24 protein-coding genes and 1 tRNA gene are annotated in these 23,839 nt (G+C 62.2%); 19 read left to right on the top strand and 6 right to left on the bottom strand.

Going from position 1 to position 23,839, the window contains the following annotated elements; genetic code table 11:
• The first annotated feature begins 24 nt into the window (after window positions 1-24).
• The 4 genes from mtnA to pheA all read left to right on the top strand — a co-directional run bounded on the left by mtnA (window position 25) and on the right by pheA (window position 6,345).
• Entirely contained in the window at window positions 25-1,098 is a 1,074-nt protein-coding gene (mtnA, locus tag APT59_RS15230; RefSeq protein ID WP_059315627.1) for an S-methyl-5-thioribose-1-phosphate isomerase, read from the top strand.
• Window positions 1,099-1,331: 233 nt separating this feature from the next.
• On the top strand, window positions 1,332-4,163 hold the full coding sequence (gene gyrA / locus APT59_RS15225; protein ID WP_059315626.1) for a DNA gyrase subunit A: 2,832 nt from the start codon (window positions 1,332-1,334) through the stop codon (window positions 4,161-4,163).
• Window positions 4,163-5,248 (top strand): 3-phosphoserine/phosphohydroxythreonine transaminase, encoded by a 1,086-nt coding sequence (gene serC, locus APT59_RS15220; protein ID WP_059315625.1) that lies wholly within the window; start codon window positions 4,163-4,165, stop codon window positions 5,246-5,248. The genes gyrA and serC overlap by 1 nt, the downstream gene beginning before the upstream one ends.
• A gap of 2 nt (window positions 5,249-5,250) precedes the next feature.
• Window positions 5,251-6,345: a prephenate dehydratase gene (gene pheA, locus APT59_RS15215; protein WP_059315624.1), complete on the top strand. Its 1,095-nt coding sequence runs from the start codon at window positions 5,251-5,253 to the stop codon at window positions 6,343-6,345.
• Window positions 6,346-6,369: 24 nt separating this feature from the next.
• On the opposite strand, the gene APT59_RS15210 is transcribed toward pheA, so the two are convergent.
• Window positions 6,370-6,846 carry a DUF4124 domain-containing protein gene (locus APT59_RS15210; RefSeq protein ID WP_059315623.1) on the bottom strand — a complete coding sequence of 159 codons (477 nt, stop codon included), beginning with the start codon at window positions 6,844-6,846 and terminating at the stop codon, window positions 6,370-6,372.
• Window positions 6,847-7,134: 288 nt separating this feature from the next.
• On the opposite strand from APT59_RS15210, the gene mgtE reads away from it, so the two are divergent.
• The gene (gene mgtE, locus APT59_RS15205; RefSeq protein ID WP_420480495.1) at window positions 7,135-8,580 is read left to right on the top strand and encodes a magnesium transporter; all 1,446 of its coding nucleotides are present in this window, start codon (window positions 7,135-7,137) and stop codon (window positions 8,578-8,580) included.
• A 51-nt stretch (window positions 8,581-8,631) separates the two neighbouring features.
• On the opposite strand, the gene APT59_RS15200 is transcribed toward mgtE, so the two are convergent.
• The gene (locus APT59_RS15200) at window positions 8,632-8,946 is read right to left on the bottom strand and encodes an Arc family DNA-binding protein (RefSeq protein WP_007160462.1); all 315 of its coding nucleotides are present in this window, start codon (window positions 8,944-8,946) and stop codon (window positions 8,632-8,634) included.
• 261 nt (window positions 8,947-9,207) lie between these two features.
• Here APT59_RS15200 and APT59_RS15195 point away from each other — a divergent pair.
• The 9 genes from APT59_RS15195 (at window position 9,208) to APT59_RS15155 (ending at window position 17,514) form a co-directional block, all read left to right on the top strand.
• A tRNA-Arg gene (locus tag APT59_RS15195) sits at window positions 9,208-9,284 on the top strand.
• A gap of 241 nt (window positions 9,285-9,525) precedes the next feature.
• Window positions 9,526-10,548, top strand: coding sequence for a glycosyltransferase (locus APT59_RS15190; protein WP_059315622.1), 1,023 nt, complete (start codon window positions 9,526-9,528; stop codon window positions 10,546-10,548).
• 47 nt (window positions 10,549-10,595) lie between these two features.
• On the top strand, window positions 10,596-11,660 hold the full coding sequence (locus APT59_RS15185) for an FAD-dependent oxidoreductase (RefSeq protein WP_059315621.1): 1,065 nt from the start codon (window positions 10,596-10,598) through the stop codon (window positions 11,658-11,660).
• Entirely contained in the window at window positions 11,641-13,272 is a 1,632-nt protein-coding gene (locus APT59_RS15180; protein ID WP_237140526.1) for a hypothetical protein, read from the top strand. The genes APT59_RS15185 and APT59_RS15180 overlap by 20 nt, the downstream gene beginning before the upstream one ends.
• 5 nt (window positions 13,273-13,277) lie before the next feature.
• Entirely contained in the window at window positions 13,278-14,066 is a 789-nt protein-coding gene (locus APT59_RS15175; RefSeq protein WP_059316919.1) for a hypothetical protein, read from the top strand.
• Window positions 14,066-14,899, top strand: coding sequence for a sugar phosphate isomerase/epimerase family protein (locus APT59_RS15170; RefSeq protein ID WP_059315619.1), 834 nt, complete (start codon window positions 14,066-14,068; stop codon window positions 14,897-14,899). Before APT59_RS15175 ends, APT59_RS15170 begins: the two co-directional genes overlap by 1 nt.
• On the top strand, window positions 14,896-15,252 hold the full coding sequence (locus tag APT59_RS15165; RefSeq protein WP_007160456.1) for an SMR family transporter: 357 nt from the start codon (window positions 14,896-14,898) through the stop codon (window positions 15,250-15,252). Before APT59_RS15170 ends, APT59_RS15165 begins: the two co-directional genes overlap by 4 nt.
• A 13-nt stretch (window positions 15,253-15,265) precedes the next feature.
• Complete coding sequence (locus APT59_RS15160) at window positions 15,266-16,114, top strand: glycosyltransferase family 2 protein (RefSeq protein WP_059315618.1); 849 nt, start codon at window positions 15,266-15,268, stop codon at window positions 16,112-16,114.
• A gap of 44 nt (window positions 16,115-16,158) precedes the next feature.
• Entirely contained in the window at window positions 16,159-17,514 is a 1,356-nt protein-coding gene (locus APT59_RS15155) for an MFS transporter (RefSeq protein ID WP_059315617.1), read from the top strand.
• 42 nt (window positions 17,515-17,556) lie between these two features.
• Here APT59_RS15155 and APT59_RS15150 read toward each other — a convergent pair whose 3' ends face one another.
• From APT59_RS15150 to flgA, 4 genes are all read right to left on the bottom strand, one after another.
• Entirely contained in the window at window positions 17,557-18,291 is a 735-nt protein-coding gene (locus APT59_RS15150) for a flagellar brake protein (protein ID WP_059315616.1), read from the bottom strand.
• Window positions 18,292-18,382: 91 nt separating this feature from the next.
• A complete protein-coding gene (locus APT59_RS15145; RefSeq protein WP_059315615.1) occupies window positions 18,383-18,850 on the bottom strand; it encodes a flagella synthesis protein FlgN in 468 nt (155 codons plus the stop codon).
• A gap of 60 nt (window positions 18,851-18,910) precedes the next feature.
• Window positions 18,911-19,219: a flagellar biosynthesis anti-sigma factor FlgM gene (gene flgM, locus APT59_RS15140; RefSeq protein ID WP_059315614.1), complete on the bottom strand. Its 309-nt coding sequence runs from the start codon at window positions 19,217-19,219 to the stop codon at window positions 18,911-18,913.
• Window positions 19,220-19,379: 160 nt separating this feature from the next.
• Window positions 19,380-20,108 carry a flagellar basal body P-ring formation chaperone FlgA gene (gene flgA / locus APT59_RS15135; RefSeq protein WP_420480520.1) on the bottom strand — a complete coding sequence of 243 codons (729 nt, stop codon included), beginning with the start codon at window positions 20,106-20,108 and terminating at the stop codon, window positions 19,380-19,382.
• Window positions 20,109-20,206: 98 nt separating this feature from the next.
• On the opposite strand from flgA, the gene APT59_RS15130 reads away from it, so the two are divergent.
• From APT59_RS15130 to flgD, 5 genes are all read left to right on the top strand, one after another.
• Window positions 20,207-21,139: a chemotaxis protein CheV gene (locus tag APT59_RS15130; protein WP_059315612.1), complete on the top strand. Its 933-nt coding sequence runs from the start codon at window positions 20,207-20,209 to the stop codon at window positions 21,137-21,139.
• A gap of 42 nt (window positions 21,140-21,181) precedes the next feature.
• Entirely contained in the window at window positions 21,182-22,009 is an 828-nt protein-coding gene (cheR, locus tag APT59_RS15125) for a protein-glutamate O-methyltransferase CheR (protein WP_026083954.1), read from the top strand.
• Window positions 22,010-22,233: 224 nt separating this feature from the next.
• Complete coding sequence (flgB, locus tag APT59_RS15120) at window positions 22,234-22,656, top strand: flagellar basal body rod protein FlgB (RefSeq protein WP_059315611.1); 423 nt, start codon at window positions 22,234-22,236, stop codon at window positions 22,654-22,656.
• Window positions 22,657-22,658: 2 nt separating this feature from the next.
• Window positions 22,659-23,096: a flagellar basal body rod protein FlgC gene (flgC, locus tag APT59_RS15115; protein WP_017642009.1), complete on the top strand. Its 438-nt coding sequence runs from the start codon at window positions 22,659-22,661 to the stop codon at window positions 23,094-23,096.
• 12 nt (window positions 23,097-23,108) lie between these two features.
• Window positions 23,109-23,819 (top strand): flagellar hook assembly protein FlgD, encoded by a 711-nt coding sequence (gene flgD, locus APT59_RS15110; RefSeq protein WP_059315610.1) that lies wholly within the window; start codon window positions 23,109-23,111, stop codon window positions 23,817-23,819.
• Window positions 23,820-23,839 lie beyond the last annotated feature (20 nt).

Here is a 23,839-nt window from a genome sequence, read left to right as displayed (position 1 = left end):
ACAGATTCAGGTCGAGGAGAGATCATGCGAGAGCGTCTGCTGGCGGCGGAAAAGATCAAGGCGATCGAATGGCGGGACGGTGCCCTGCACCTGCTCGACCAGCGCCTGTTGCCGCTGCGCGAACACTGGGTCGCCTGTCACAGCGCCGCCGAGGTGGCCCAGGCCATCCGTGACATGCTGGTGCGCGGCGCGCCGGCCATCGGTATCAGTGCCGCCTACGGGGTGGTGCTGGGCGCCCGCCAACGCGCCGCGGCGGGTGAGGACTGGCAAGAGACCCTCACGGCCGATTTCGAGCTGCTGGCGGCGTCGCGGCCCACCGCGGTCAATCTGTTCTGGGCGCTCAACCGGATGCGCGAGCGCCTGACCCGTACGGCCGGCGAGGGCGCCCTGGCGGCGCTGGAAGCCGAGGCGGTGGCCATCCACCTGAGCGATCGCGAAGCCAACCTGACCATGGCCCAGCTGGGTGTCGAGCTGATTCGCAAGCATGACGCCAGCAAGCAGACCTTCCTGACCCACTGCAATACCGGGGCCCTGGCCACCGGCGGCTTCGGCACCGCCCTGGGCGTGCTACGCGCGGCGCACCTGGACGGCCTGGTGGAGTGCGTGCATGCCGACGAGACCCGACCCTGGCTGCAGGGTTCGCGACTGACCGCCTGGGAGTTGGCCGGGGAGGGGATCCCGGTCAGCCTCAACGTCGATGCTGCCGCTGCGCACCTGATGAAGACGCGCAACGTCGCCTGGGTGATCGTCGGCGCCGATCGCATCACCGCCAACGGCGACGTGGCCAACAAGATCGGCACCTACAACCTGGCGGTCATCGCCATGCACCACGGGGTGCGCTTCATGGTGGTGGCGCCCAGCTCCACCATCGACATGAATCTGGCCTCGGGCGACGACATCCCTATCGAGGAGCGCGCCGGTCACGAGCTGCTGGAAGCCGGTGGCCAACGGATCGCCGCCGACGTCGACGCCTTCAATCCGGTGTTCGACGTGACCCCGGCCGACCTCATCGATGCCATCGTCACCGAGCGGGGCGTGGTGGAGCGGCCGGACGCCAAGAAGATGGCCGAGCTGATGAATCGGCGGCGCCTGCATTGAGGCGATCGTGAGGGGCGGATACATCCCTGAATGTGTTAGAATTTCGCTCTTTGCACAGGCTTTGTTCGAAAGCCCTCGGCAGGCGGTGATGCAGTGCTGAAAACCGGTTGGAGCGCCTTTTGCGCCGCCGGTGACAGACGCCGCCAGACGGGCTTTCGCCTCTCCTATATCAGGCTCGGCCGACGTGCGGACGAGCCCTAGCGCTTTTCAGATCAGAAGGAACCAGGCTTCTCATGGGTGAACTGGCCAAAGAAATCCTCCCGGTCAATATCGAAGACGAACTGCGGCAGTCGTATCTCGACTACGCGATGAGCGTCATCGTCGGCCGGGCCCTGCCGGATGTGCGCGACGGTCTCAAGCCGGTGCACCGGCGCGTGCTCTACGCCATGAGCGAGCTGGGCAACGACTGGAACAAGCCGTACAAGAAATCCGCCCGTGTGGTGGGTGACGTCATCGGTAAATACCACCCCCACGGCGACACGGCCGTCTACGACACCATCGTGCGGATGGCGCAGCCGTTCTCGCTGCGCTACATGCTGGTGGACGGTCAGGGCAACTTCGGTTCGGTGGACGGCGACAACGCCGCGGCCATGCGCTACACCGAAGTGCGGATGTCCAAGCTGGCCCACGAGCTCTTGGCCGACCTGGACAAGGAAACCGTCGACTGGGTGCCCAACTACGACGGCACCGAGCAGATCCCCGCGGTGATGCCCACGCGCATCCCCAACCTGCTGGTCAACGGTTCCAGCGGTATCGCGGTCGGCATGGCCACCAACATCCCGCCGCACAACCTGGGCGAGGTGATCGATGGCTGCCTGGCGCTGATTGAGAACAGCGAGCTGACCGTCGATGACCTGATGCAGTACATCCCCGGTCCGGACTTCCCGACCGCGGGCATCATCAATGGTCGTGCCGGCATCATCGAGGCCTACCGTACCGGTCGGGGCCGCATCTATGTGCGGGCCCGCGCCGAAGTCGAGGACATCGACAAGAGCGCCAATCGCCAGCAGATCGTCATCACCGAGCTGCCTTACCAGCTCAACAAGGCGCGGCTGATCGAGAAGATCGCTGAGCTGGTGAAGGACAAGAAGATCGAAGGCATCACCGAGCTGCGCGACGAGTCCGACAAAGACGGCATGCGCGTGGTCATCGAGCTGCGTCGTGGTGAAACCCCCGAGGTGGTGCTCAACAACCTCTATGCCCAGACCCAGCTGCAGACGGTGTTCGGCATCAACGTGGTGGCCCTGCTCGACGGCCAGCCACGCACCCTGAATCTCAAGGAACTGCTGGAAGCCTTCATCCGCCATCGTCGCGAAGTGGTGACCCGGCGGACCGTCTACGAACTGCGCAAGGCGCGTGAGCGTGGCCATATTCTCGAAGGCCAGGCGGTCGCCCTGTCCAACATCGATCCGGTCATCGAGCTGATCAAGAGCTCGCCGACCCCGGCGGAAGCCAAGGAGCGCCTGATCGCCACGCCCTGGGAATCCAGTGCGGTACGCGAGATGGTCGAGCGCGCCGGTGCCGATTCCTGCCGCCCGGACGAACTGCCCGAGCAGTACGGTCTGCACGAGGGCAAGTATCACCTCTCGCCCGAACAGGCCCAGGCGATCCTCGACCTGCGTCTGCACCGCCTGACCGGCCTGGAGCACGAAAAGCTCATCGCCGAGTACCAGGAGATCCTGCTGCAGATCGGCGAGCTGATCCGCATCCTGACCAATCCCGAGCGGCTGATGGAAGTCATCCGCGAAGAGCTGGAAAAGGTCAAGGCGGAGTTCGGCGACAAGCGTCGCACCGAAATCGTCGCCTCCCATGTGGACCTGACCATCGCCGACCTCATCACCGAGGAAGACCGCGTCGTCACCATTTCCCATGGCGGCTACGCCAAGTCCCAGCCGCTGCACGCCTACCAGGCCCAGCGCCGTGGTGGTCGTGGCCGCTCGGCCTCGGCGGTCAAGGACGAGGACTACATCGAACACCTGCTGGTCGCCAACAGCCATACCACCCTGCTGCTGTTCTCCAGCCTGGGCAAGGTCTACTGGAAGCGTACCTACGAGATTCCGGAAGCCTCCCGCGCCGCCCGGGGTCGTCCGCTGGTCAACCTCCTGCCGCTGGCCGAAGGTGAGCGCATCACCGCCATGCTGCCGGTCGATCTGGAAGCCGTGCGCCAGCAGGCGCCCGCCGGTGACGAGGACCTGGGCGAGCAGGACGACAACCTCGACATCGAAGACGCCGTGCTGGTGGAGGACGACGTCGAGAGCGAGGGCGAAGAGGGCGAGGTCATCGATGCCGGCGAAGACGAAGCCACCGGTGCCTACATCTTCATGGCCACCCGCAACGGTACCGTGAAGAAGACCCCGCTGGTGCAGTTCAGCCGTCCGCGCAGCAATGGCCTGATCGCGCTGAAGCTGGAGGAGGGCGACAGCCTGATCGCCGCCGCCATCACCGATGGTGCCCGCGAAGTCATGCTGTTCTCCGACGGTGGCAAGGTCATCCGCTTCAAGGAGCGCCATGTGCGCACCATGGGCCGTACCGCCCGCGGTGTACGCGGCATGCGCCTGGCCGAGAGCCAGCGCCTGATTTCCATGCTGATCCCTGAGCCGGGCGCCGAGATCCTCACCGCCAGCCTCAACGGCTTCGGCAAGCGTACCGCCATGGCCGAGTACCCACAGCGCGGTCGGGGTGGCCAGGGCGTGATCGCCATGGTCATTAATGAGCGCAACGGTCCCCTGATCGGTGCCATCCAGGTGCTGGACGGCGAGGAGATCATGCTGATCTCCGACCAGGGCACCCTGGTACGGACCCCGGTGGAGGGCATCTCCCGGACCGGCCGGAACACCCAGGGCGTTACCCTGATCAAGCTCGGCAAAGGCGAGAAGCTGGTAGGCCTGGAGCGGGTGCAGGAGCCTTCGGTGGACGACGAGCTGCTGGATCACGAAGCCGAACTGGACGACGAGCTGCTCGATAAGGAGCTGCCGGTCGACAGTCACGAGCCTGATCAGGACGATGTACTGCCCGGTGCCAGCGACGTGCCGAGCGATGACCTTCCCAACGAGGATGACGAGTGATGAGCAAGCGTGCCTACAACTTCTGCGCCGGCCCGGCGGCCCTGCCTGAAGCTGTGTTGCGCCAGGCCCAGGCCGATCTGCTGGATTGGCAGGGCCGTGGCCTGTCGGTCATGGAGATGAGTCACCGCGGTGAGGACTTCACTGCCATCTCGAGCCAGGCCGAGGCCGACCTGCGCGAGTTGCTGGGCGTGCCCAGCAACTACAGGGTGCTGTTCCTGCAGGGCGGTGCCAGTCTGCAATTCGCCCAGCTGGCGATGAACCTGATGCCCGAAGGCGGCACCGCCGACTACATCGACACCGGCATCTGGTCGCGCAAGGCCATCGAGCAGGCGCAGCACTACGGCACGGTCAATGTCGCCGCCAGTGCCAAGGGCTACGACTACTTCGCCATTCCCGGGCAGAACGAATGGCAGCTGTCCAAGGACGCTGCCTACGTCCACTACACGCCCAACGAGACCATCGGCGGCCTGGAGTTCGACTGGATTCCGGAGGTCGGCGACGTACCCCTGGTGGCGGATGCCTCTTCCGATATCCTGTCGCGCCCGCTGGACGTCTCACGCTTCGGCCTGATCTACGCCGGTGCCCAGAAGAACATCGGGCCCAGCGGCCTGGTGGTCGTCATCGTTCGCGAAGACCTGCTCGGTCGCGCCCGCGCCGCCTGCCCGACACTGCTCGACTACAAGGTCGAGGCCGACAACGGCTCCATGTACAACACCCCGGCGACCTTCTCCTGGTACCTGTCCGGGCTGGTGTTCAAGTGGCTCAAGGAGCAGGGCGGCCTGCCCGCCATGGAGCGCCTAAATCGCGAGAAGAAGGACCTGTTGTACGGCTTCATCGACAACAGCGATTTCTACAGCAACCCCATCGCCAAGAACGACCGTTCCTGGATGAACGTGCCCTTCCGCCTGGCTGACGAGCGTCTGGACAAGGCCTTCCTCACGGGCGCCGAAGAACGCGGCCTGCTGTATCTGCAGGGGCACCGTTCGGTGGGTGGCATGCGCGCCTCCATCTACAATGCCGTCACCCTGGAAGCCGTCCAGGTGCTGGTGACCTATCTGGCCGAATTCGAGAAGGAGCACGGCTGATCATGTCGGAACACGAGCTCAAGGCCCTGCGCCTGCGCATCGACAGTCTGGACGAACGCATCCAGGAGCTGATCAGCGAACGCGCCCGCTGCGCCCAGGACGTGGCGCGGGTCAAGATGAAGACGCTGGCGGAGGGCGAGAAGCCCGTGTTCTATCGGCCCGAGCGCGAGGCCCAGGTCCTCAAGCGGGTGATGGAGCGTAACGGCGGTCCGGTCCGTGACGAGGACATGGCGCGGTTGTTTCGCGAGATCATGTCCTGCTGCCTGGCCCTGGAAGAGCCGCTGCACGTGGCCTACCTTGGCCCGGAGGGCACCTTCTCCCAGGCCGCGGCGCTCAAGCACTTCGGCAAGGCCGTGGTGACACGGCCCATGGCGGCCATCGACGAAGTCTTCCGCGAGGTCGCCGCCGGTGCCTCCAATTTCGGCGTGGTGCCGGTGGAGAACTCCACCGAGGGTGCGGTCAACCACACCCTGGACAGTTTTCTCGAGCACAACCTGTCCATCTGCGGCGAGGTGGAGTTGCGCATCCACCACCACCTGCTGATTGGCGAGAACACCAAGCCTGACAGCATCACCCGCATCTATTCCCACGCCCAATCCCTGGCCCAGTGCCGCAAGTGGCTGGACTCCTACTACCCGAGCGTCGAGCGGGTGGCGGTGGCCAGCAATGCCGAGGCGGCGCGGCGGGTGAAGGGGGAGTGGAACAGCGCGGCCATCGCCGGTGACATGGCGGCCTCGCTCTATGGCCTGACCCCCGTGCAGCAGAAGATCGAGGACCGCCCGGACAACTCCACGCGCTTCCTCATCATCGGCAACCAGGACGTGCCGCCCAGTGGCGACGACAAGACCTCCATCATCGTCTCCATGCAGAACAAGCCCGGCGCCCTGCACGAGTTGCTGCTGCCGTTCCATGCCAACAACATCGATCTCAGCCGGATCGAGACGCGGCCGTCGCGCAGTGGCAAGTGGACCTACGTCTTCTTCATCGACTTCCTCGGTCACCAGGCCGATCCGCTGATCCGCGACGTCCTGGAGCGGCTGTCCACGGGCGCCGTGGCGCTCAAGGTCCTCGGCTCCTACCCCCGCGCCGTGCTCTGACGCGGTCCTGGCCGGCTGCGTGCGTCAGCGTCGACGCACGCAGCCGTGCTGGTCAAAGGTCACCAGGCGCGAGCGTTCCTTGCCTCGGCGCGCCTCGTAGTGATAGCGGGTCAGGGTGTCCAGTTGGGAAATTCGCTGCGGCTGCCCCAGGGCGTTCTCCACGTCCGCCCGGCTCATGCCGACCTTCACCTGCCCCCGGATGATCGCCTGGCGCTTTTCGCTGCTAGTGAGCAAGTCGCCGCAACCATCCGTTTTGGCCGCCACCACCGTCGGCTCACGCACGGCAGCTTTGGGTTGGGAGGCTTTCGGCTTCGCCATCAGCTTGGGTTTGGCGCCGCCCGGACGAGCATTGTCAGCGCGCTGCAGGCTGCTATCGCTGCCCGAGGGGCACCCGCTGGCGGAAAAGGTGAGGTGGCCAGTGGCATCTTCGCAGCGATACACCGTGGCCGATTGCGCGGTGTTGCAGCCCAGCAACAAACCGAGCGCGAGCAGCTTCTTCATGAGACGTCCTCCTTGACGTAAGCACTCAAGCTTAGCGGAGTAAGGATCGGCGGACGAGAGCCGAAAGGGTTGCCCTGATGCCCTGCCAAAGCCCTTGCAAATAGCTGTTTTGAAAACCTTTTGCGTTCGCACCTGCAACCGGTCCGGTGTATCATCCCCGCCGTCAGCCCCGCCGGGGCAGTGGTCATCCCCCTTATGGACTTACCCAGTCAACACTCAATCGCCTTTTTCGTCCCGTTGTTGAGATAGGGTTCGTCGGTGCGCTCCGCCGGCGGGCCGGAGTGCGCTATGACCGTAGTGAACGAAGCAGAAATCAGAAAGCCCCACGAGACGCTGCAAGAGCGGCTCGCCCAGGTCGTCGAGTTGCTGGAGCGCTACGACCTTGCCGTCGAGGCCCGCGAAGGCCAGGACCGCGACCCCGTATCCCCCGCCGATATCCCTCAGGAAGGCCTCGAAGAGCTGCGTGCCCGGCTGGACGAGCTGCACCCGGCCGACGTGGCCTTCATCCTGGAAGCCCTGCCGCAAGAAGATCGTCTGACTGTCTGGGGTCTGGTCAAGACCGAGCGCGACGGTGAAATCCTGCTCGAGGTCTCGGACGCTGTCCGAGAGACACTGATCGCCGACATGGATGATCAGGAAATTCTCGCGGTCGCCGGTCAGCTCGATGCCGACGAGCTCGCCGATCTCGCACCGGATCTGCCGCGCGACGTCGTTCACGAGCTCATGGACGCCCTCGACGCCCAGCAGCGCGAGCGGGTGCGTTCCGCCCTGTCCTATGAAGAGGACCAGGTCGGCGCGCTGATGGACTTCGAGATGGTGACCATCCGCGATGATGTTGCTCTGGAAGTGGTGTTGCGCTACCTGCGCCGCCTCAAAGAGCTTCCCGACCATACCGACAAGCTGTTCGTCGTCGATAACGACAGCATCCTCAAGGGCGTGTTGCCGATCAAGCGGCTGCTGGTCAACGATCCGGAGAAGCTGGTGGTCGAGGTGATGGCCAAGGAGGCGGTGGCCTTTCATCCGGACGGCGATGCCTATGACGCCGCCCAGGCGTTCGAGCGTTACAACCTGGTTTCCGCGCCCGTGGTGGACAAGAGTGGCAGGCTGATCGGGCGTCTCACCATCGATGAAATGGTCGACCTAATTCGTGAGGAAAGCGAAAGCGAAGTCCTCAACATGGCTGGTCTGCGTGAAGACGAAGACGTCTTCGCCTCGGTGTGGAAATCGGTAGGCAACCGCTGGACCTGGCTGGCCACCAACCTCATCACTGCCTTCATCGCCTCGCGTGTCATCGGCCTGTTCGAGGACTCGATCGAAAAGCTGGTGGCACTGGCCGCGCTCATGCCCATAGTGGCAGGCATCGGTGGCAACTCTGGCAATCAGGCCATCACCATGATCGTGAGGGCCATGGCCCTGGGGCAGATCAGCGTCACCAGTACTACCCGATTGCTGCGCAAGGAAATGGGCGTCGCCCTGTGCAACGGCGTCATCTGGGGTGGGGTGATAGGGTTGGTAGCCTTCTATCTCTACAGCAGCTGGTCGCTGGGCCTGGTGATGATGGGCGCCATGACCCTTAATCTACTGCTGGCTGCTTTCATGGGCGTACTCATTCCCATGACCTTGCAGCGTTTCGGTCGCGACCCTGCGATGGGGTCGAGCGTACTGATCACCGCCGTGACCGACAGTGGCGGCTTTTTCATCTTCTTGGGGCTTGCCACCCTGTTCCTGATGTAGGGCAGGGCGGGCTGCAACAGGCTGCTCGGACGCAGGGCAGCCTGGACGCCGTCAGGAAGCGGCGTCGATGTCGTGGGCGATCAGCGAGATCAAGGCGTTTTGCTGTCGGCCTGACAGTTGACGAAAACGCTGCAGCAATTCCCGCTCGCTGGCGGTGATCTCCGGGCTGTCCAGGCGTAAACCGGGTTCGTCGCCAAGGGCGCCCTCTTGCTGCAGGCTCTGCTCTAGGCGCGCGATGATTTCGGAGTTCATGCTGCGATGATGGTTGCGGGCCACATCTGCAATGCGCTCTCGCATGCCCTCGGGCAGACGCACGACGAATTTATCAGCGGTACGGCTTGAGTAGGATCTAATGGCCTGGGTCATTGAGGTACTTCATCTGGAGTCAAATATCAGTGAAGGCATAAGCCCTCGTCTCGTTCCGCTAGCACTCACGGCACCTTGGACTCTGTAACGACCTGTCCCTAGGTATCAATTTTTATTGACGTCAATTTACCGACGTACCACTTAAATTGCAAAGCCGCTGAAGAACTTCCTGTGCCCGCCGGTCCCAATCCATCGTTCTGGCCGATGCGAACCGGAACATGACAAACCTTCTGCTGCTCGTTACCATGAGCGCCCTTTCCTGTCCCAGTAGCTCAATTGGATAGAGCATCCCCCTCCTAAGGGGAAGGTTGGTGGTTCGACCCCACTCTGGGACACCAGATTCCTTTCTAGTCCTTCCTCGCTGTCCGACTTTCCAAGTGCCCTTGCCGAACCGTTACAGCAGTTTCGGAGGATAGGGCAAAAACAGCGACCTTGTTCGACTTCCAGGCTCTCCAGGTAGCGATTTGTGGCTGTGATCACAGCCTAGCGCAGCGGAACAAAACCCGCTGAATTTATCTGTACTCTCCGATGGCTAACCGTCTGCATTGCAAGAATCTGGAACGCCTCTGGAGGTTCGTCATGGCCTTTTATCCCGTCCTACTTTCAGTCGTGTTCGTCGTTCGTAATCAGGCGACCGAGTTGCAGGACGCCTTGGAGCGCGCTGCCACTGTCATCGGTCCTTTGGTGAGTGACTACGAACTTATCATCGTCGACAACGCTTCCTCTGATGACAGCGTAGCTCGATTAAAGCAACTGACCAGTGTCAGTGGACTGCCCAACCTTCAGGTATATGCCCTGACCAAGGAAGTGGACTCCGACACTGCTGCCTGGGTGGGCCTGGAAAACGCCTTGGGAGACTTCGCGGTCGTCATAGATCCGGAGACCGACGACATCGCCTTCCTGCCCGATATGTTGCAGCAGGCCGCGGGTGGGGTCGACGTGGTATTTGCCAACAACCAGCAGAAAGTTCGGCAGACACTCTCCTACAGTCTCTGCTCCCGGGGCTTCAACAGTCTTTACAAGCAATTCAATGGAGTCGACCTGGCCAAGGACGCTCCCCAATACCGGATGCTCAGCAAGAAGGTCATCAACTATATCCTGCGGCATCCGGCGCCGGCGCTGACCTATCGCCATCTGCCAGCCACGGCAGGCTTCTCGCGCATCAATCTCGAATACAGCATGCCGCCGCGCAGTGCCAAGCCCAAGCGACTGTCCGGTAGTTTCGATCGCGGTGCAAGGCTGCTGGTGTCCTCCACCCGCAAACCCATGCGCATGGTCAGTTTCCTGTCCATCATGGGCGCCCTGTCCAACTTGCTCTATTCCCTCTATGTGATAGCGATCGGCTTGTTCAAGGATGATGTGGCACCCGGTTGGGTGACAATTTCATTACAGCAATCCGGCATGTTCTTTCTCATATCGATGGTTCTGCTGGTGCTTGGCGAATATGTCCTGCAGTTGACCCATCGAGTCAACGAAGGCCCGCTCTATCACGTCGCTCAAGAGTTCACGAGTGCGGTGATGACTCGCCGTGACAAGCTCAATGTCGAAGTGGTGCAGGGCGGCAATGCCGCAAGGCCGGCAACTCAATCCGGCATGGCCTGACGATCATGAGAGATGCGATCGTCATTGGTGGTGGTTTTTACGGGGCCATGACCGCCCTGTATCTGATGCGCACACGGGGCTTTGCGAAAGTCACCCTGATCGAACGGGAAGAGGGGCTGTTGAAACGCGCCTCTTACAACAATCAGGCGCGTGTCCATAACGGTTACCACTATCCCCGTAGTTTCGTCACGGCGTTTCGCAGCCGGGTCAATCTGCCGCGTTTCCTGCGCGACTACCCCGATGTGGTGGTGCGCGATTTCACCAAGTTGTATGCCATCGCGCGCAACAACTCCAAGGTCACGGCAAAGCAGTTCGAGCGTTTTTGTCAGGGCATCGAAGCCTCCCTCGAGCCGGCGCCCAAGGAATTGACCCGGCTGTTCGACGACAGGTTGATCGAAGCGGTGTATCTCACCGAGGAATATGCCTTCAATTCCGCGATATTGGCGGACGAAGTGAGTCGTGAACTCGATGCCGCCGGGGTCGAGCTACGCTTCAAGAGCCGCGTGACGGCGATCCGTGCCGACACCGGTGGTCTAGGCGTCGAGGTGGTGAACGACGCTGGCGGGCAGGAAGACCTGCACTGCCGCTATCTCTTCAATTGCACCTACAGTGGCCTCAATCAATACGGCGGCGATTTCCCGGGTACCACCACGCGCCTGCGCCACGAGATCACCGAGATGGCCCTGGTGGAAATGCCGCCCGAGCTGCGCGATCTCGGCGTGACGGTCATGGACGGTCCGTTCTTTTCCATGATGCCGTTTCCCGCTCGCGGACTGCATACCCTGTCCCACGTGCGCTATACGCCGCACCTGAACTGGGAAGACGCCAACGGCACCGATCCCTATGCGCTGCTCGACGACTATGACCGTGCCTCGCGCGCGGACTGGATGGTGCGTGATGTGGCCCGCTACATGTCGGCCGCGGCGCGGGTGGAATACCGGGACTCGCTGTTCGAGGTAAAGACCATCCTGATGAAGAACGAAGGAGACGACGGCCGTCCCATCCTGTTCGAGCAACATTCCCAGTTGCCCGGTTGCTATTCGATGCTGGGTGGCAAGATCGACAATATTTTCGATGCCCTGGAGCGCCTCGATGCTGAACCCTTCCACTGAAGCGTCACCCAGGGGGGTGTCCGGCGTCGCCGGCTTCATCAGTGTTCTGATCTTTTCCGTCATCAACTTCTTTCTGTTCGGCAAGGGCGTCATTCTCGATCCCTTCCACCAGGGGGAGTATTTCGCCACCCTGCCGACCCTGCTGCACAGCCAGCCGGGCGCCCACGCCTTCACCATCCACGGTGGCCTGGACTTCATCCCGGTATGGCTGGCGCAAAGCTGGTTCGGTGCCCAACACACCTTCCTGGTGACCCAGATCCTCTATGGGCTGTGCAATACCGGAGCGGCGCTGCTGCTATGGGGAACGGCGGTGCTGCTGTGCCCGCTACCCAGGGGCCGTGCCCGGCTGATCCTGCTGGTCGCCGTCGGCGCCCTGGCGACCCAGGTCGTGGGCTATCGCGATCTCTTCCTGCTGCTGTCGCTGTTCCTGTTCTGCCTGCACCGCAAGGTGACGAGCACACCGCAGCGCCTGATCTGCGAGGTCCTGTTGGGGCTGGCGGCAGGCTTCAATGTGTTCTGGTCCTATGACCGTGGCATCGCCGGCGTCCTGGCGATCGGCTCGGCGGTAGTACTCGCCTTGTTGCTGCAACGGCGGCATCTGCTATCGATCCTGACGTTCGCGGCGACCGTTGCCTGGCTTGGCTTTGGTACCGATTTCTTCGCGCTGACCGACTACGTCAAGAACCTGACCTTCCTGCTGGAAACCTCTTCCCAGTGGGGCTACGGCCTCACTGCGAGGCCGCTCGCCCTGAGTCTGCTGCTGGCGGTGCCTACGGCCCTGGCAGGCTTTGCGCTGATCCGCTGCCTGCCCTGGCCGTGGCGCTGGAGCGAGGACCTGCCACTGATCGGGGCCCTGGCCGTGCTGCTCGCCATCTTTTTCAAGATCGGGGTCAATCGGGCGGACTTCCAGCACATCCAGATGGGTTTCTGGGTGCCCTTGCTGAGCCTGCTATATGCCGCCCGGCGTCACCGCCTGGCCCGCAACGGCGGCTGGGATCTCTCAGCGCATCCCCGGGCAGCAGCGGTCGCTGTTGCCGCCGCCGTATTGCTCGGCCTGGTCGGGCTCAATCCCTCGCCGTTCTTCGCGGTGCTGCTGGCGGGTGCGCTGCTGGCGTTCAGCCGTCGGCTGCTGCTGCCGGCGCTGGCAGCGCTGCTGGTGCTGCTGGCCGGGTTCAACCTCTACAAGTCGCCGGTCGAGCGGGTGTGGGCCCAGGGACTCGCCTGGGTGCCGGAACTGGCTGCCTTGCCGGATGACGCCGCGCTGGCGACGCCCGGGGTGCAATGGGCTTCGCGCCGTCTGCTGGAAAGCGGCGCCCACTGCGTCTTCGACCTGGCCAACAACGGGGTCATCAATGGCGTCACCGACCTGCCGGCCTGCACCAAGTACATCTATCCCGTCTATGCCACGCCGCCCTACGAAGCGGACCTGATCAGCGACCTGCAACACGCCGATCCGCCAGCCGTGGTGTATTCCACGACCTTCTGGTCGTTCAACCTGAACAACCTTTCCATGCACGACAAGTTTCCACGGCTCAAGGCCTACCTGGACGAGCGTTATCCCGTCGAGGAGTGCCAGCCGGATTATTGCCTGAGATTCAAGACCAAGGGGTGAGCAACATGAAGACCGATGCATTGATAGGGTACAGCGGCTTCGTGGGGTCGACACTGCTCAAGCAGAAGGCCTTCGGTGCGCTGTTTCGCTCGACCAACATTGAGCAGATTGGCGATCAGCCCTATGGGCAGGTGATCTGTGCCGGTGCCCCGGCGCAGAAGTGGATCGCCAATCGCGATCCTGAGGCGGATCGGCAGAAGATCGAGGGGCTGATCGGTCATCTGTCACGGATCCAGTGCGATTCCTTCGTGCTGATCAGCACCGTGGATGTCTTCAAGCAGCCGCTCGGGGTGGATGAAACCACCGTGGTGGACGAAGAAGGACTCCACGCCTATGGCGCCAATCGCTATCGCCTGGAGCAATTCGTCCGCGAGCATTTTCCCAAGGCGCTGATCGTCCGCCTGCCCGGCCTGGTCGGCCCGGGGCTGCGCAAGAACGTGATCTACGACCTGCTCAACGACAACAACCTGCACGCGGTGGAAAGCCGTGGGGTCTTCCAGTTCTATCCGATGGTCAATCTCGGTTATGACATCCAGACCGCCCAGGCAGCCGGCCTGGAGCTGGTGCACCTGACCGCCGAGCCCATCAGCGTGGCGGACATCGCCAGCCAGGGCTTCGGCCGCGACTTCGGCAATACGCTGGAGGGCACGCCCGCGCGCTACGATTTCCGCAGTGTGCACGCCGAAGTCTTCGGCGGCCGGGATGGCTATCAGTACAGCGCGCGCGACACCTTGCTCGCGGTACGAGCCTATGCGCAATCGGAACCTCCGGTCATCAAGGCGGAGGGTCAGTGATGCGCATCGCCATTTCCAATATCGCCTGGGATCCTGCCGACGACGCCATGGTCGCCGAGATCCTGCAGCAGCACCGGGTGGACTCCATCGATATCGCCCCCGGCAAGTATTTCGCCGATCCCAAGACGGCGACCGCCCAGGACATCCAGCGGGTACGCCAGGAATGGCAGGCCCGGGGTATCGAGATCACCGGCATGCAGGCGCTGTTGTTCGGCACCACGGGACTCAACGTCTTTGGTAGCGACGACGTCCAGCGTGCGCTGCTGGCCCAGCTGGAGGGCGTCTGCCGGGTCGCCGAAGGCCTGGGGGCGACGCGTCTGGTGTTCGGTTCGCCACGCAACCGGGATCGCACCGGACTGAGCGACGAGGAGGCTCTGGCACAGGCGCGTGACTTCTTCCGTCGTCTGGGCGATGTGGCTGCGGCCCGTAGCGTCCAGATCTGCCTGGAGCCGAATCCGCCGCGCTATGGCGCCAATTTCATGATCGACAGTGATTCCACGGCCGCCGTTGTGCGGGCGGTGGACCACCCGGCGATCCTCATGCAACTCGATACCGGTGCCCTGACCATCAACGAGGAAGATGCCGCGCGCGTGCTCGAAGAGCATGCCGAGCTGATCGGCCATGTCCACGCGAGCGAGCCGGATCTGGTGACCCTGGGGGAGGGCGGCACCAACCACGAAGGTATCGCCTTCGCCCTGACCCGGCGTCTGCCGGAGCAGGTGGTCAGCATCGAGATGCTGCCGGCGAAGCAGGGCTCCAACCTGGCGGCGCTGGAGCGTGGTGTCCAGACGGCGATCCGGGCTTATCGTGATCTGCCGGAGGTCGCGGCATGAAGTGGCTGATCCTGATCCTGGGCATCGCCTCCAATGCTTCGGCGAGCGTGCTGGTAAAGCTCGCCATGCTGCCGCCGCGGCGTTTTCCCAGCCTGAGCGATCCCATGGGCGCCCTGGCCAACTGGCCGTTCTGGCTTGGCCTCTTCATGTATGGGCTGGCTTTCCTGCTGTACGCCGCCGCGCTGGCCAAGCTGCCGCTGAACGTGGCGCACCCGGTACTCACCGCCGGGGCCATCGCCAGCGTCGCCCTGCTGTCGGTGGTGATCTTTCGCGAAGCCTTTCCCTGGACCACGGCGGCAGGCATCGTCCTGATCATCGCCGGTGTCGCCCTCATCACGGCCCGTGTCGGTTGAATCTGGAGGACCTATGACTACTGCAATTCCCGCCACCGAGCGTGCCCTCTGGCAGGTACCCAGCTATTCGACGACCTTCTGGAATGGTCGCAGCCGTCCGCATTGCGTGGTGATTCCGGTCATCAACGAAGGCGAGCGGATCCTCAATCTCCTGCGGCGCATGGCGGCGGTGAAGATCGCCGACATCGCCGATGTCATCATCGTCGACGGTGGCAGCACCGATGGCTCGCTGGAGCCGCAACGGTTGCAGGAACTGGGCGTCCGCGGGCTGCTGGTCAAGACCGCGCCAGGCAAGCTCAGCGCCCAGCTGCGCTGCGCCTATGCCTTCGTGCTCGATGAGGGTTATACCGGCATCGTGACCATCGACGGCAACGACAAGGATGATCCCGATGCCATCCCGCGCTTCATCGAGGCCATCGAGCAGGGCTACGACTTCGTCCAGGCTTCGCGCTTTCTGGCCGGTGGCGTGGCCGAGAACACGCCCAAGTCCCGCGACTTCGCCATCCGCTTCATCCACGCGCCCATGCTGAGCCTGGCGTCCGGCTTCCACTGGACCGATACCACTCAGGGATTCCGCGCCTACAGCCGGGCCATGCTGCTGGATCCGCGTGTCGCGCCGTTCCGCGATGAGTTCAGCACCTACGAGTTGTTGGCCTATCTTTCCTATCGGGTACCCAAATTGGGTTATCGCTGCGTGGAACTCCCTACCGTGCGGCGCTATCCGAAGGGCGAGGTACCCACCAAGATCAGCAGCGTCAGAGGTAATCTGTCGGTGCTGCAGGTACTGATGAAGGCCTGTGCAGGCCACTACAACCCACGCCTGGGCGCGGATACCCAGCTGGCAGCGCAACGACGAAGCTGATCCCGTCGCGCTTGCCTGATGTGCAAGAGACGATGGAGTAGGCAATGGTGCGTGTGCTGTCGGCGTTTCGCGGGCTCTATTTCGCGACGCTGTTGATGTTGATCGGGACCGGTCTGCTGAGTACCTATCTGGGGCTGCGACTGGCCGCCGATCAGGTCCAAGGGCTTTGGGTAGGCGCTTTGACCGCCGCCTATTACGCGGGGCTGGTGATAGGTGGCAAGCTCGGGCACCGGCTGATCGCCAAGGTCGGCCATATCCGGGCCTATGTGACCTGCGCCGGTGTCGTCGGCGCCGCGGTGCTGGGCATCGGACTACTACCCTGGCTACCGGTGTGGCTGGCGCTGAGGGTGCTCATCGGCATGGGCATGATGTGCCAGTACATGGTGCTGGAGAGCTGGCTCAATGAGCAGGCCGGGCCCGGCGAGCGGGGCAAAGTTTTTTCCGGCTACATGACAGCTTCCTATCTCGGCTTGGCGCTGGGGCAGGTGGTACTGGTGGTCTCGCCCGATCTCGGCGTCGACAAGCTGATGCTGGTCGCCATCTGCTATGCGCTCTGTCTGGTGCCGGTGGCGGTCACCGGCAAGATCCACCCGGCACCGCTCAAGCCGGCGCCGCTGGAACCAACCTTCTTCATCCAGCGAATTCCGCAGTCCCTGACCACCACCCTGGTAGCCGGATTGGTGATCGGCTCCTTCTATGGCCTGGCCCCGCTCTATGCCAGCGCCCAGGGACTGCCTACCGAACGCATCGGTCTGTTCATGGCGTGCTGCATCTTCGCCGGTCTGATCGCTCAGTGGCCGATCGGTTGGCTGTCGGATCGTCATGATCGCAGCTGGCTGATTCGAGGTATCGCTATCGCCCTGACCATCGCGGCCTTGCCATTGGCCGTACTGCCTAAGGTGCCGCCGATAGTGCTGCTACCTCTGGGCCTTATCGTCAGTCTGCTGCAATTCGTGCTCTATCCCCTGGCGGTAGCGCTCTCCAACGATCACATCGAAGGTGAGCGGCGGGTTTCCCTGAGCGCCATGCTGCTGGTGACCTTCGGCGTCGGTGCCTGTATCGGGCCACTGTTGGTGGGCGGCCTGATGAATCTGGTCGGACCCAACATGCTCTATGCCTTCGTCGTCCTCTGCGGCGGAATTTTGATCTGGCGGATCCGTCCGAATGCAGTTACCGGTAAGCATCTGGTCGAGGAGGCGCCGTTGAGCCACGTGCCCATGCCTGAGGGATCGACCAGCTCGCCACTGGTGGCTGCGCTGGATCCAAGGGTCGATAGCCAGGTGGTGCATGACCAGATGCACACTGAGCCGGTCGTAGAGGAGGAGCCTGCCGAAGAGGGGGCCCCTTTGCAGGAAGAGATCGAGTTCCCGGAGAACCCGCCTGAACCCAAGGCGACCTGAGAGGTGGGGGAGGGCGTCCAGCAGTCGTGGGCGCCCGGCTGGTCATTCGAACCGGCGGTTTTCTCGCTGCAGCTGGTAGACGAGGCGTTCGATCTGGCGTTGAGCGGCGCCGCCCAGATTGTGGAAGCTGACGCCGACCTCGCTGTGTTCCATGCGCTCCGTGCACGCCACGTGGCGAATGTTTATCGGGGTGTTGATGGCTCCGATGGGCAGCTCGGCGGTAAAGCTCTGTACCAGTTGCCCCGGTTGCAGCAGGTGGGTGACGTTGCCATGAAAACGCAGCTTGCAGCCGGTAGCTGACAGGTCGATCAACTGGCCACGTAGCTGTACTTGGCTGTCTATCTGACTCAGTTCTGCCGTGGCTGGCTGGGTCAGGAGCAGCTTGACCCGATAGGCATTGCGCCGCTGGTGGTAGGTCAGTTCGCTGGGCAGCTCGACCCAGTAGCAGCGGTTGCCGTCGAGCTCGCTGAATTGCACGGGGCGATCGATCTGCCAGGTCACCCGAATGCCTTCATGAAAGCTGTCCACGCGAAAGGGCCTACCCTGCTCGAGCAGTCGCTCCGCCTCGCGCGGAATGAATTCGTCCAGGGCGATCAGGCCCTTGGTCTCGTCGATCTCGACGACGAAACTCTGAAATTGCTGATCCTGTCGGCTGAACGTGATCCGCAGCGGGATGTGCTGCTGTTGCGCAGGCCGCAAGCACGCCAGGATTTCTCCTTTGGAACGGTACACCTGGGGTGGCTGGGGGGCGTTTTGGCTAGCAGAGGCACCTTGCACCTGAGAACTCCTGTAGACAGCGGTCAGCAAGCATAATGGCTAACGGCCATCTGTACAGCGGAAAACGCCAGTGCGGGAAAAACGACGGTGATCAAGCCGAACTCAGCGGGCGCTGATAACCGCCACCGGTCTGGCTGCCGCGCCGATTGTACAAAGTGGGAGCCGAAGTGCCCTGCAGCACGTTGAGCAGTTTGCCGACCACGAAGCGATTGGCCTGGATGATCTGGCCATTACGCACGTTGCGGATCTTGCACTGCTCCATGAGCTGCGCGAGCTGGTTGGAAGCCGCCAGTAGCTCTTCGCCATCGGGCTGTCTGGACGCATAGGCCTGCAGCCCCTGCAGATCGACCTGCAGGCCATGGGCCTGGAGCAGGGCGGTACGCTGCTGGGCATGCTGATCGAGCTGCTTGAGCAGGATCTGCTTGGTGTCCAGCAGCGACTCCAGCCGTTCGAGCTGACGCTCGCTCAGGGCCTGGAATTCCTGCTCGATCAAAGCCAGCAGTTGCTCGCTCAGGTCGATGTCGTGGCGAGTGATGTCGAGCAAGGTAGCATTGGGCATGGCGCGTTTTCCGTTCGAACCTTAGTTGCGATCGTCAGGAAGGCCATGCCGAACCGGGCGTCAGGACTCGAACGCCATCAGCTTGTCGGCCACCTTCTGGCTGTCGACCTTGTAGGAGCCATCGGCGATGGCCTGTTTCAGGCGGCTGACCTTGTCACTGTCGACCACCGGCAGATCCTTGAGCCCAGCCGTCAGGGAGCTCAGTTGCTTGGCTTCGGCGCTCAAGCTGACCGACTCGCCGGAGGCGGTGCTCTTGGTAGCCTTGACGTCGCTGGTTTGAGCCGTGGACACATCCTTGGTGGACGCGGCCTTGGTATTGCCTATGCCCGCAGTAGAGGACGAATTCAGGCGATTGATATCTAGAGCCATGAGTGGAGATCCTCGTGTCGTCTCGTTCGCATACCCGGCTTATCGGCGTACCCCGCCGAAACTTTAGCCGTAGACCTGTGCGCCGGTTCACATCCTTCGACAGGATGGAAAGCAGAGGTTCAGGAGGCGGACGTTCAAGGTACCTCTTTTGGCTCCTTCGCTAAAGCGCTACCTCCACCTGTCCCTGATCGACCACCCGACCGCGAATCACCCGGTTGGAGCTCAGATTCCGTACCCGAATCTCCTCGTCCTTGGCGCCATTGGACAGGGCTTCACCCTGCATGCGAATACTGAAGGAGGCGCTGCGGGCATTGATGACCACCTGTTCGCCCTTGCGAATGAGTTCGGCCTGCTCGATAAAGGAGGGCGCCAGCACCTGCTCGCTGACCACCTGACGTTTCAGCTGGGTCCCGATCGCCTGTTCCAGGCTGGTGAGATAGCCCTGTGTCAGCGTCCCGACATCCCGTTCGACCAGGGCTATGTTGCTCGTGTCCAGCACCGTGCCGCGTAGAAGGGGCTGCAAGGTGACGACCACGGGGCGATAGAGCTTGACCTGGGCTGGCACGAACACCGTCCAGGGACTACTACCTTCACACCGTACCTTGACGTTGATCCGGCCCACCGGCGCAGGAGTACCTTGTTGCGACAGCGTCAGAGGTTTGTCGCAGGCGGCGAGGCGCAGGCGGGGATCAAGGGAGTTGATCTGGGTTTCATGGCGGGCGTCGGAATGGGTGTCCAGTAAATATTCCTGCACGCGCTCCTCAAGAAAACTTTCGACAGCGCCGATAAGTTCGTCAGATGAGGTGTAGTCGCCTTCTGCATAGGCCTTTCCGCCCAGGCATGCCAGGATCAACATGAGATTCGCAGCCCAGCGGCAAGAGGTTTTCATAGGTCGGAAACACGTCGCTTCGATCTTCATGAGTCACATCTAAGCAAGCCCTGTGCCGAGTTTTCCAACCGGTCCGAGGCAACGAGAGGAGTCGCCAAATGGCTGGTGTATTGGACGCAGTCAACCAACGTACCCAACTGGTGGGCCAGAACCGTCTGGAGCTGCTGCTGTTCCGACTGGACGGCTCGCAGCTCTACGGTATCAACGTCTTCAAGGTGAAGGAGGTGCTACAGTGCCCCAAGCTCACCGTGATGCCGAAATCGAGCCCGGTGGTGCGCGGTGTGGCCAGCATCCGTGGCGGCACCTTCCCCATCATCGACCTGGCCATGGCCACCGGTCGCCGTGGCCTGGAAGACATAAACAACTGTTTCGTGATCATCACCGAGTACAACACCAAGGTGCAGGGCTTCCTGGTGCGTTCGGTGGAGCGGATCGTCAACATGAACTGGGAAGGCATCAATCCGCCGCCCAAGGGCACCGGTCGTGATCACTACCTGACCGCCGTCACCCGGGTCGACAATCAGCTCGTCGAGATCATCGACGTGGAAAAGATCCTTTCCGAGGTGGCACCGTCCGTCGAGACCGTATCGGCCGGCGTGATCAGCGACGTGGTACAGGCCAAGGCCGTCACCAAGCGGGTATTGATCGTCGACGACTCCTCGGTGGCGCGCAAGCAGGTGACCCGCTGCCTGGAAACCGTCGGGGTAGAGGTGATCTCGCTCAATGACGGTCGTCAGGCGCTGAATTACCTGCAGGGTATGGTCGACGAAGGCAAGCGTCCGGAAGAGGAGCTGCTGATGATCATTTCCGACATCGAGATGCCGGAAATGGATGGCTACACCCTCACAGCGGAAATCCGTCATGATCCGCGAATGCAGAAAGTGCATATACTGCTGCATACCTCCTTGTCCGGCGTCTTCAACCAGGCGATGGTCAAGAAGGTCGGCGCGGACGACTTCCTGGCCAAGTTCCGTCCCGATGATCTTGCCTCCCGGGTAGCCGAGCGCATCAATGCGGTCGACAGTCACTAGGTGAAGGCGTCTCTATCCCGGTATCCAGAAGGCGGAGCGGCAGTGTCAGCAGTCAACGCGGATTTTGTGCTTTTTCGTGATTTCCTCGAGAAATCCAGCGGGATCCTGCTCGGTGACAACAAGCAGTACCTTGTCTCCAGTCGGCTCAACAAGCTGATGGAGACCGAGGGGATCAAGACGTTGTCGGAGTTGGTGCAGCGCATCCAGATGCAGCCCCGTGGCGGTTTGCGGGAAAAGGTCATCGATGCGATGACGACCAACGAAACCCTCTGGTTTCGCGACACCTATCCCTTCGAGGTGCTCAAGAACCGCCTCTTGCCGGAGTTGACGAAGAATACCTTCGGCCAGCGCCTGCGGGTCTGGTCGGCGGCCTGTTCCTCGGGGCAGGAGCCCTATTCGCTGTCCATGACCATGGACGAATTCGAGCGTAGCGCGGCAGGGCAGGGGCGTGGCGGCATGCAGATCGTGGCGACCGATCTCTCGGGCGCCATTCTCACTGCGGCGAAGTCCGGTGAATACGATTCGCTGGCGATTGGTCGCGGTCTGTCCCAGGAACGCCTGCAGCGCTACTTCGACGTGTTGCAGCCAAATCGTTGGGCGGTCAAGCCGGCGATTCGCAGTCGGATCGAATTTCGCGCTCTGAATCTATTGGACAGCTACGCCAGCCTCGGCAAGTTCGACATGGTGTTCTGCCGCAACGTGCTGATCTACTTCTCCGCTGACGTGAAGAAGGACATCCTCACCCGCATCCATGCGACCCTCAAGCCGGGCGGCTATCTGTTCCTGGGTGCGTCCGAAGCCCTCAACGGCTTGCCGGATCTCTATCAGATGGTGCAGTGCAATCCGGGCATCATCTACAAGGCCAAGTAGGCCATTGCATGGACATCCCCAAGGGCAGACTTAGGTCTGCCCTTTCTTTTTGCGCCAAAGTTTTGCCGCCCTGGCTCCCGTAGCCGGCAACGGCGGCGGAAAAACCTTGCCGCTTGCAGCCATTCTGACTGCCGCCCTGAGTGGAACCCCTGATTTAGAAGGGTTTTAGAGACTGGCACGGGCCTTGCTAAATCGATTGCAAGCCACGTCAAAGGTCTCTCGACATGAGCATCAGTTTCGACAAAGCACTCGGGTTGCACGAGCAGGCGCTGAATTTCCGTTCGCAGCGCGCCGAGGTGTTGGGCAACAACATCGCCAATGCCGATACCCCAGGCTACAAGGCGCGGGATCTGGACTTCAGCGCCGTGCTGGCGGAGCAGGCGGCCAAGAATGCCCCTGGGGCTTCCGGACACTATCAGCTGGAAACCACCAACAGCCGCCATATCGCCGCCGAGGGCTTCGACATGGGCATGGGCGATGCGGCGCTGAAATATCGCATCCCCACCCAGCCGTCGGTGGACCAGAACACCGTGGATGCCCAGGTCGAGCAGGCCAACTACGCCGAGAACGCGATGAATTTCCAGGCCAGCTTCACCCTGCTCAATAGCAAGTTCAAGGGGCTGATGTCGGCCCTGCGCGGAGAATAGCCATGTCCCTGAGTTCGCTGTTCAACATCGCCGGTAGCGGGATGAGCGCCCAGAACGTTCGCCTCAACACCGTGGCCAGCAACATGGCCAACGCCGATTCCGTCTCCTCCAGCGTCGATCAGACCTACAAGGCACGGCATCCGGTGTTCGCTGCCCAGTTCAACGCGGCCCAGGGCGGTGCTTCGCTGTTCGACGACCAGGGCCAGGCCGGTGTCGGGGTAGAGGTCAAGGGTATCGTCGAGGATCCGAGCGAGGTGCAGAAGCGCTACGAGCCCAATCATCCCATGGCGGACAAGGAAGGCTACGTCTATTACCCCAATGTGAACGTGGTGGAGGAGATGGCCGACATGATTTCGGCCAGTCGCGCCTTCCAGACCAACGCGGAAATGATGAATACCGCTAAACAGATGATGCAGAAGGTACTGACCCTCGGTCAGTAAGGAATCGGCGCCATGGCCATCAGTACGACCAACTCCACCGCTCAATCGGTACTCGACAAGTACTCGATCAACAAGACAGGCACTACCGCTGAGACGACTGCCAGCGACGGCAAGAAGGGCGGCAAGCTCGGCAAGGACGAGTTCCTCAAGCTGATGGTCGCCCAGATGAACAACCAGAATCCGCTGGAGCCCCAGGGTAACGGCGAATTCATCGCCCAGCTGGCGCAGTTCAGTACCGTTGAGGGCATCACCAACCTCAACACCAGCGTCGGCTCGATCCTCTCCGGTAGTCAGTCCTCCCAGGCACTGCAGGCGTCTACTCTGGTCGGCCGCAAGGTGATCGTCGATAGCGACAAGGTCAAGGTGGATACCAGCGAGGACTTCAAGGGCGCGCTCAACCTGACGGCGTCCAGCCCGAACGTCTGGGTCAACGTCTATGACACTACTGGCAACCAGGTGAACCGCTTGAATCTGGGGCAGCAAACCAGTGGTCTGGTGAACTTCACCTGGGACGGTACCGATGCCAGCGGCAAGAAGCTGGATGCCGGTACGTATCGCTTCGAGGCCCAGGCCAGTGTGGATGGCAAGACCGAGGCCATGAAAACCAGTTTGCCGGCCAATGTCGACAGCGTGACGCTGGGGCAGAACGGCGGCGAAATGACACTCAACCTTGCCGGCGTCGGCAGCATCGGTATCTCCAAAGTCCAGGCGGTCGGCCAGTAAGGCGCGGCACACAAGAGGAA

The organism is Pseudomonas oryzihabitans (assembly GCF_001518815.1).
Lineage (GTDB): Bacteria > Pseudomonadota > Gammaproteobacteria > Pseudomonadales > Pseudomonadaceae > Chryseomonas > Chryseomonas oryzihabitans_E.
This window is presented reverse-complemented; position numbering and strand designations above follow the sequence as displayed.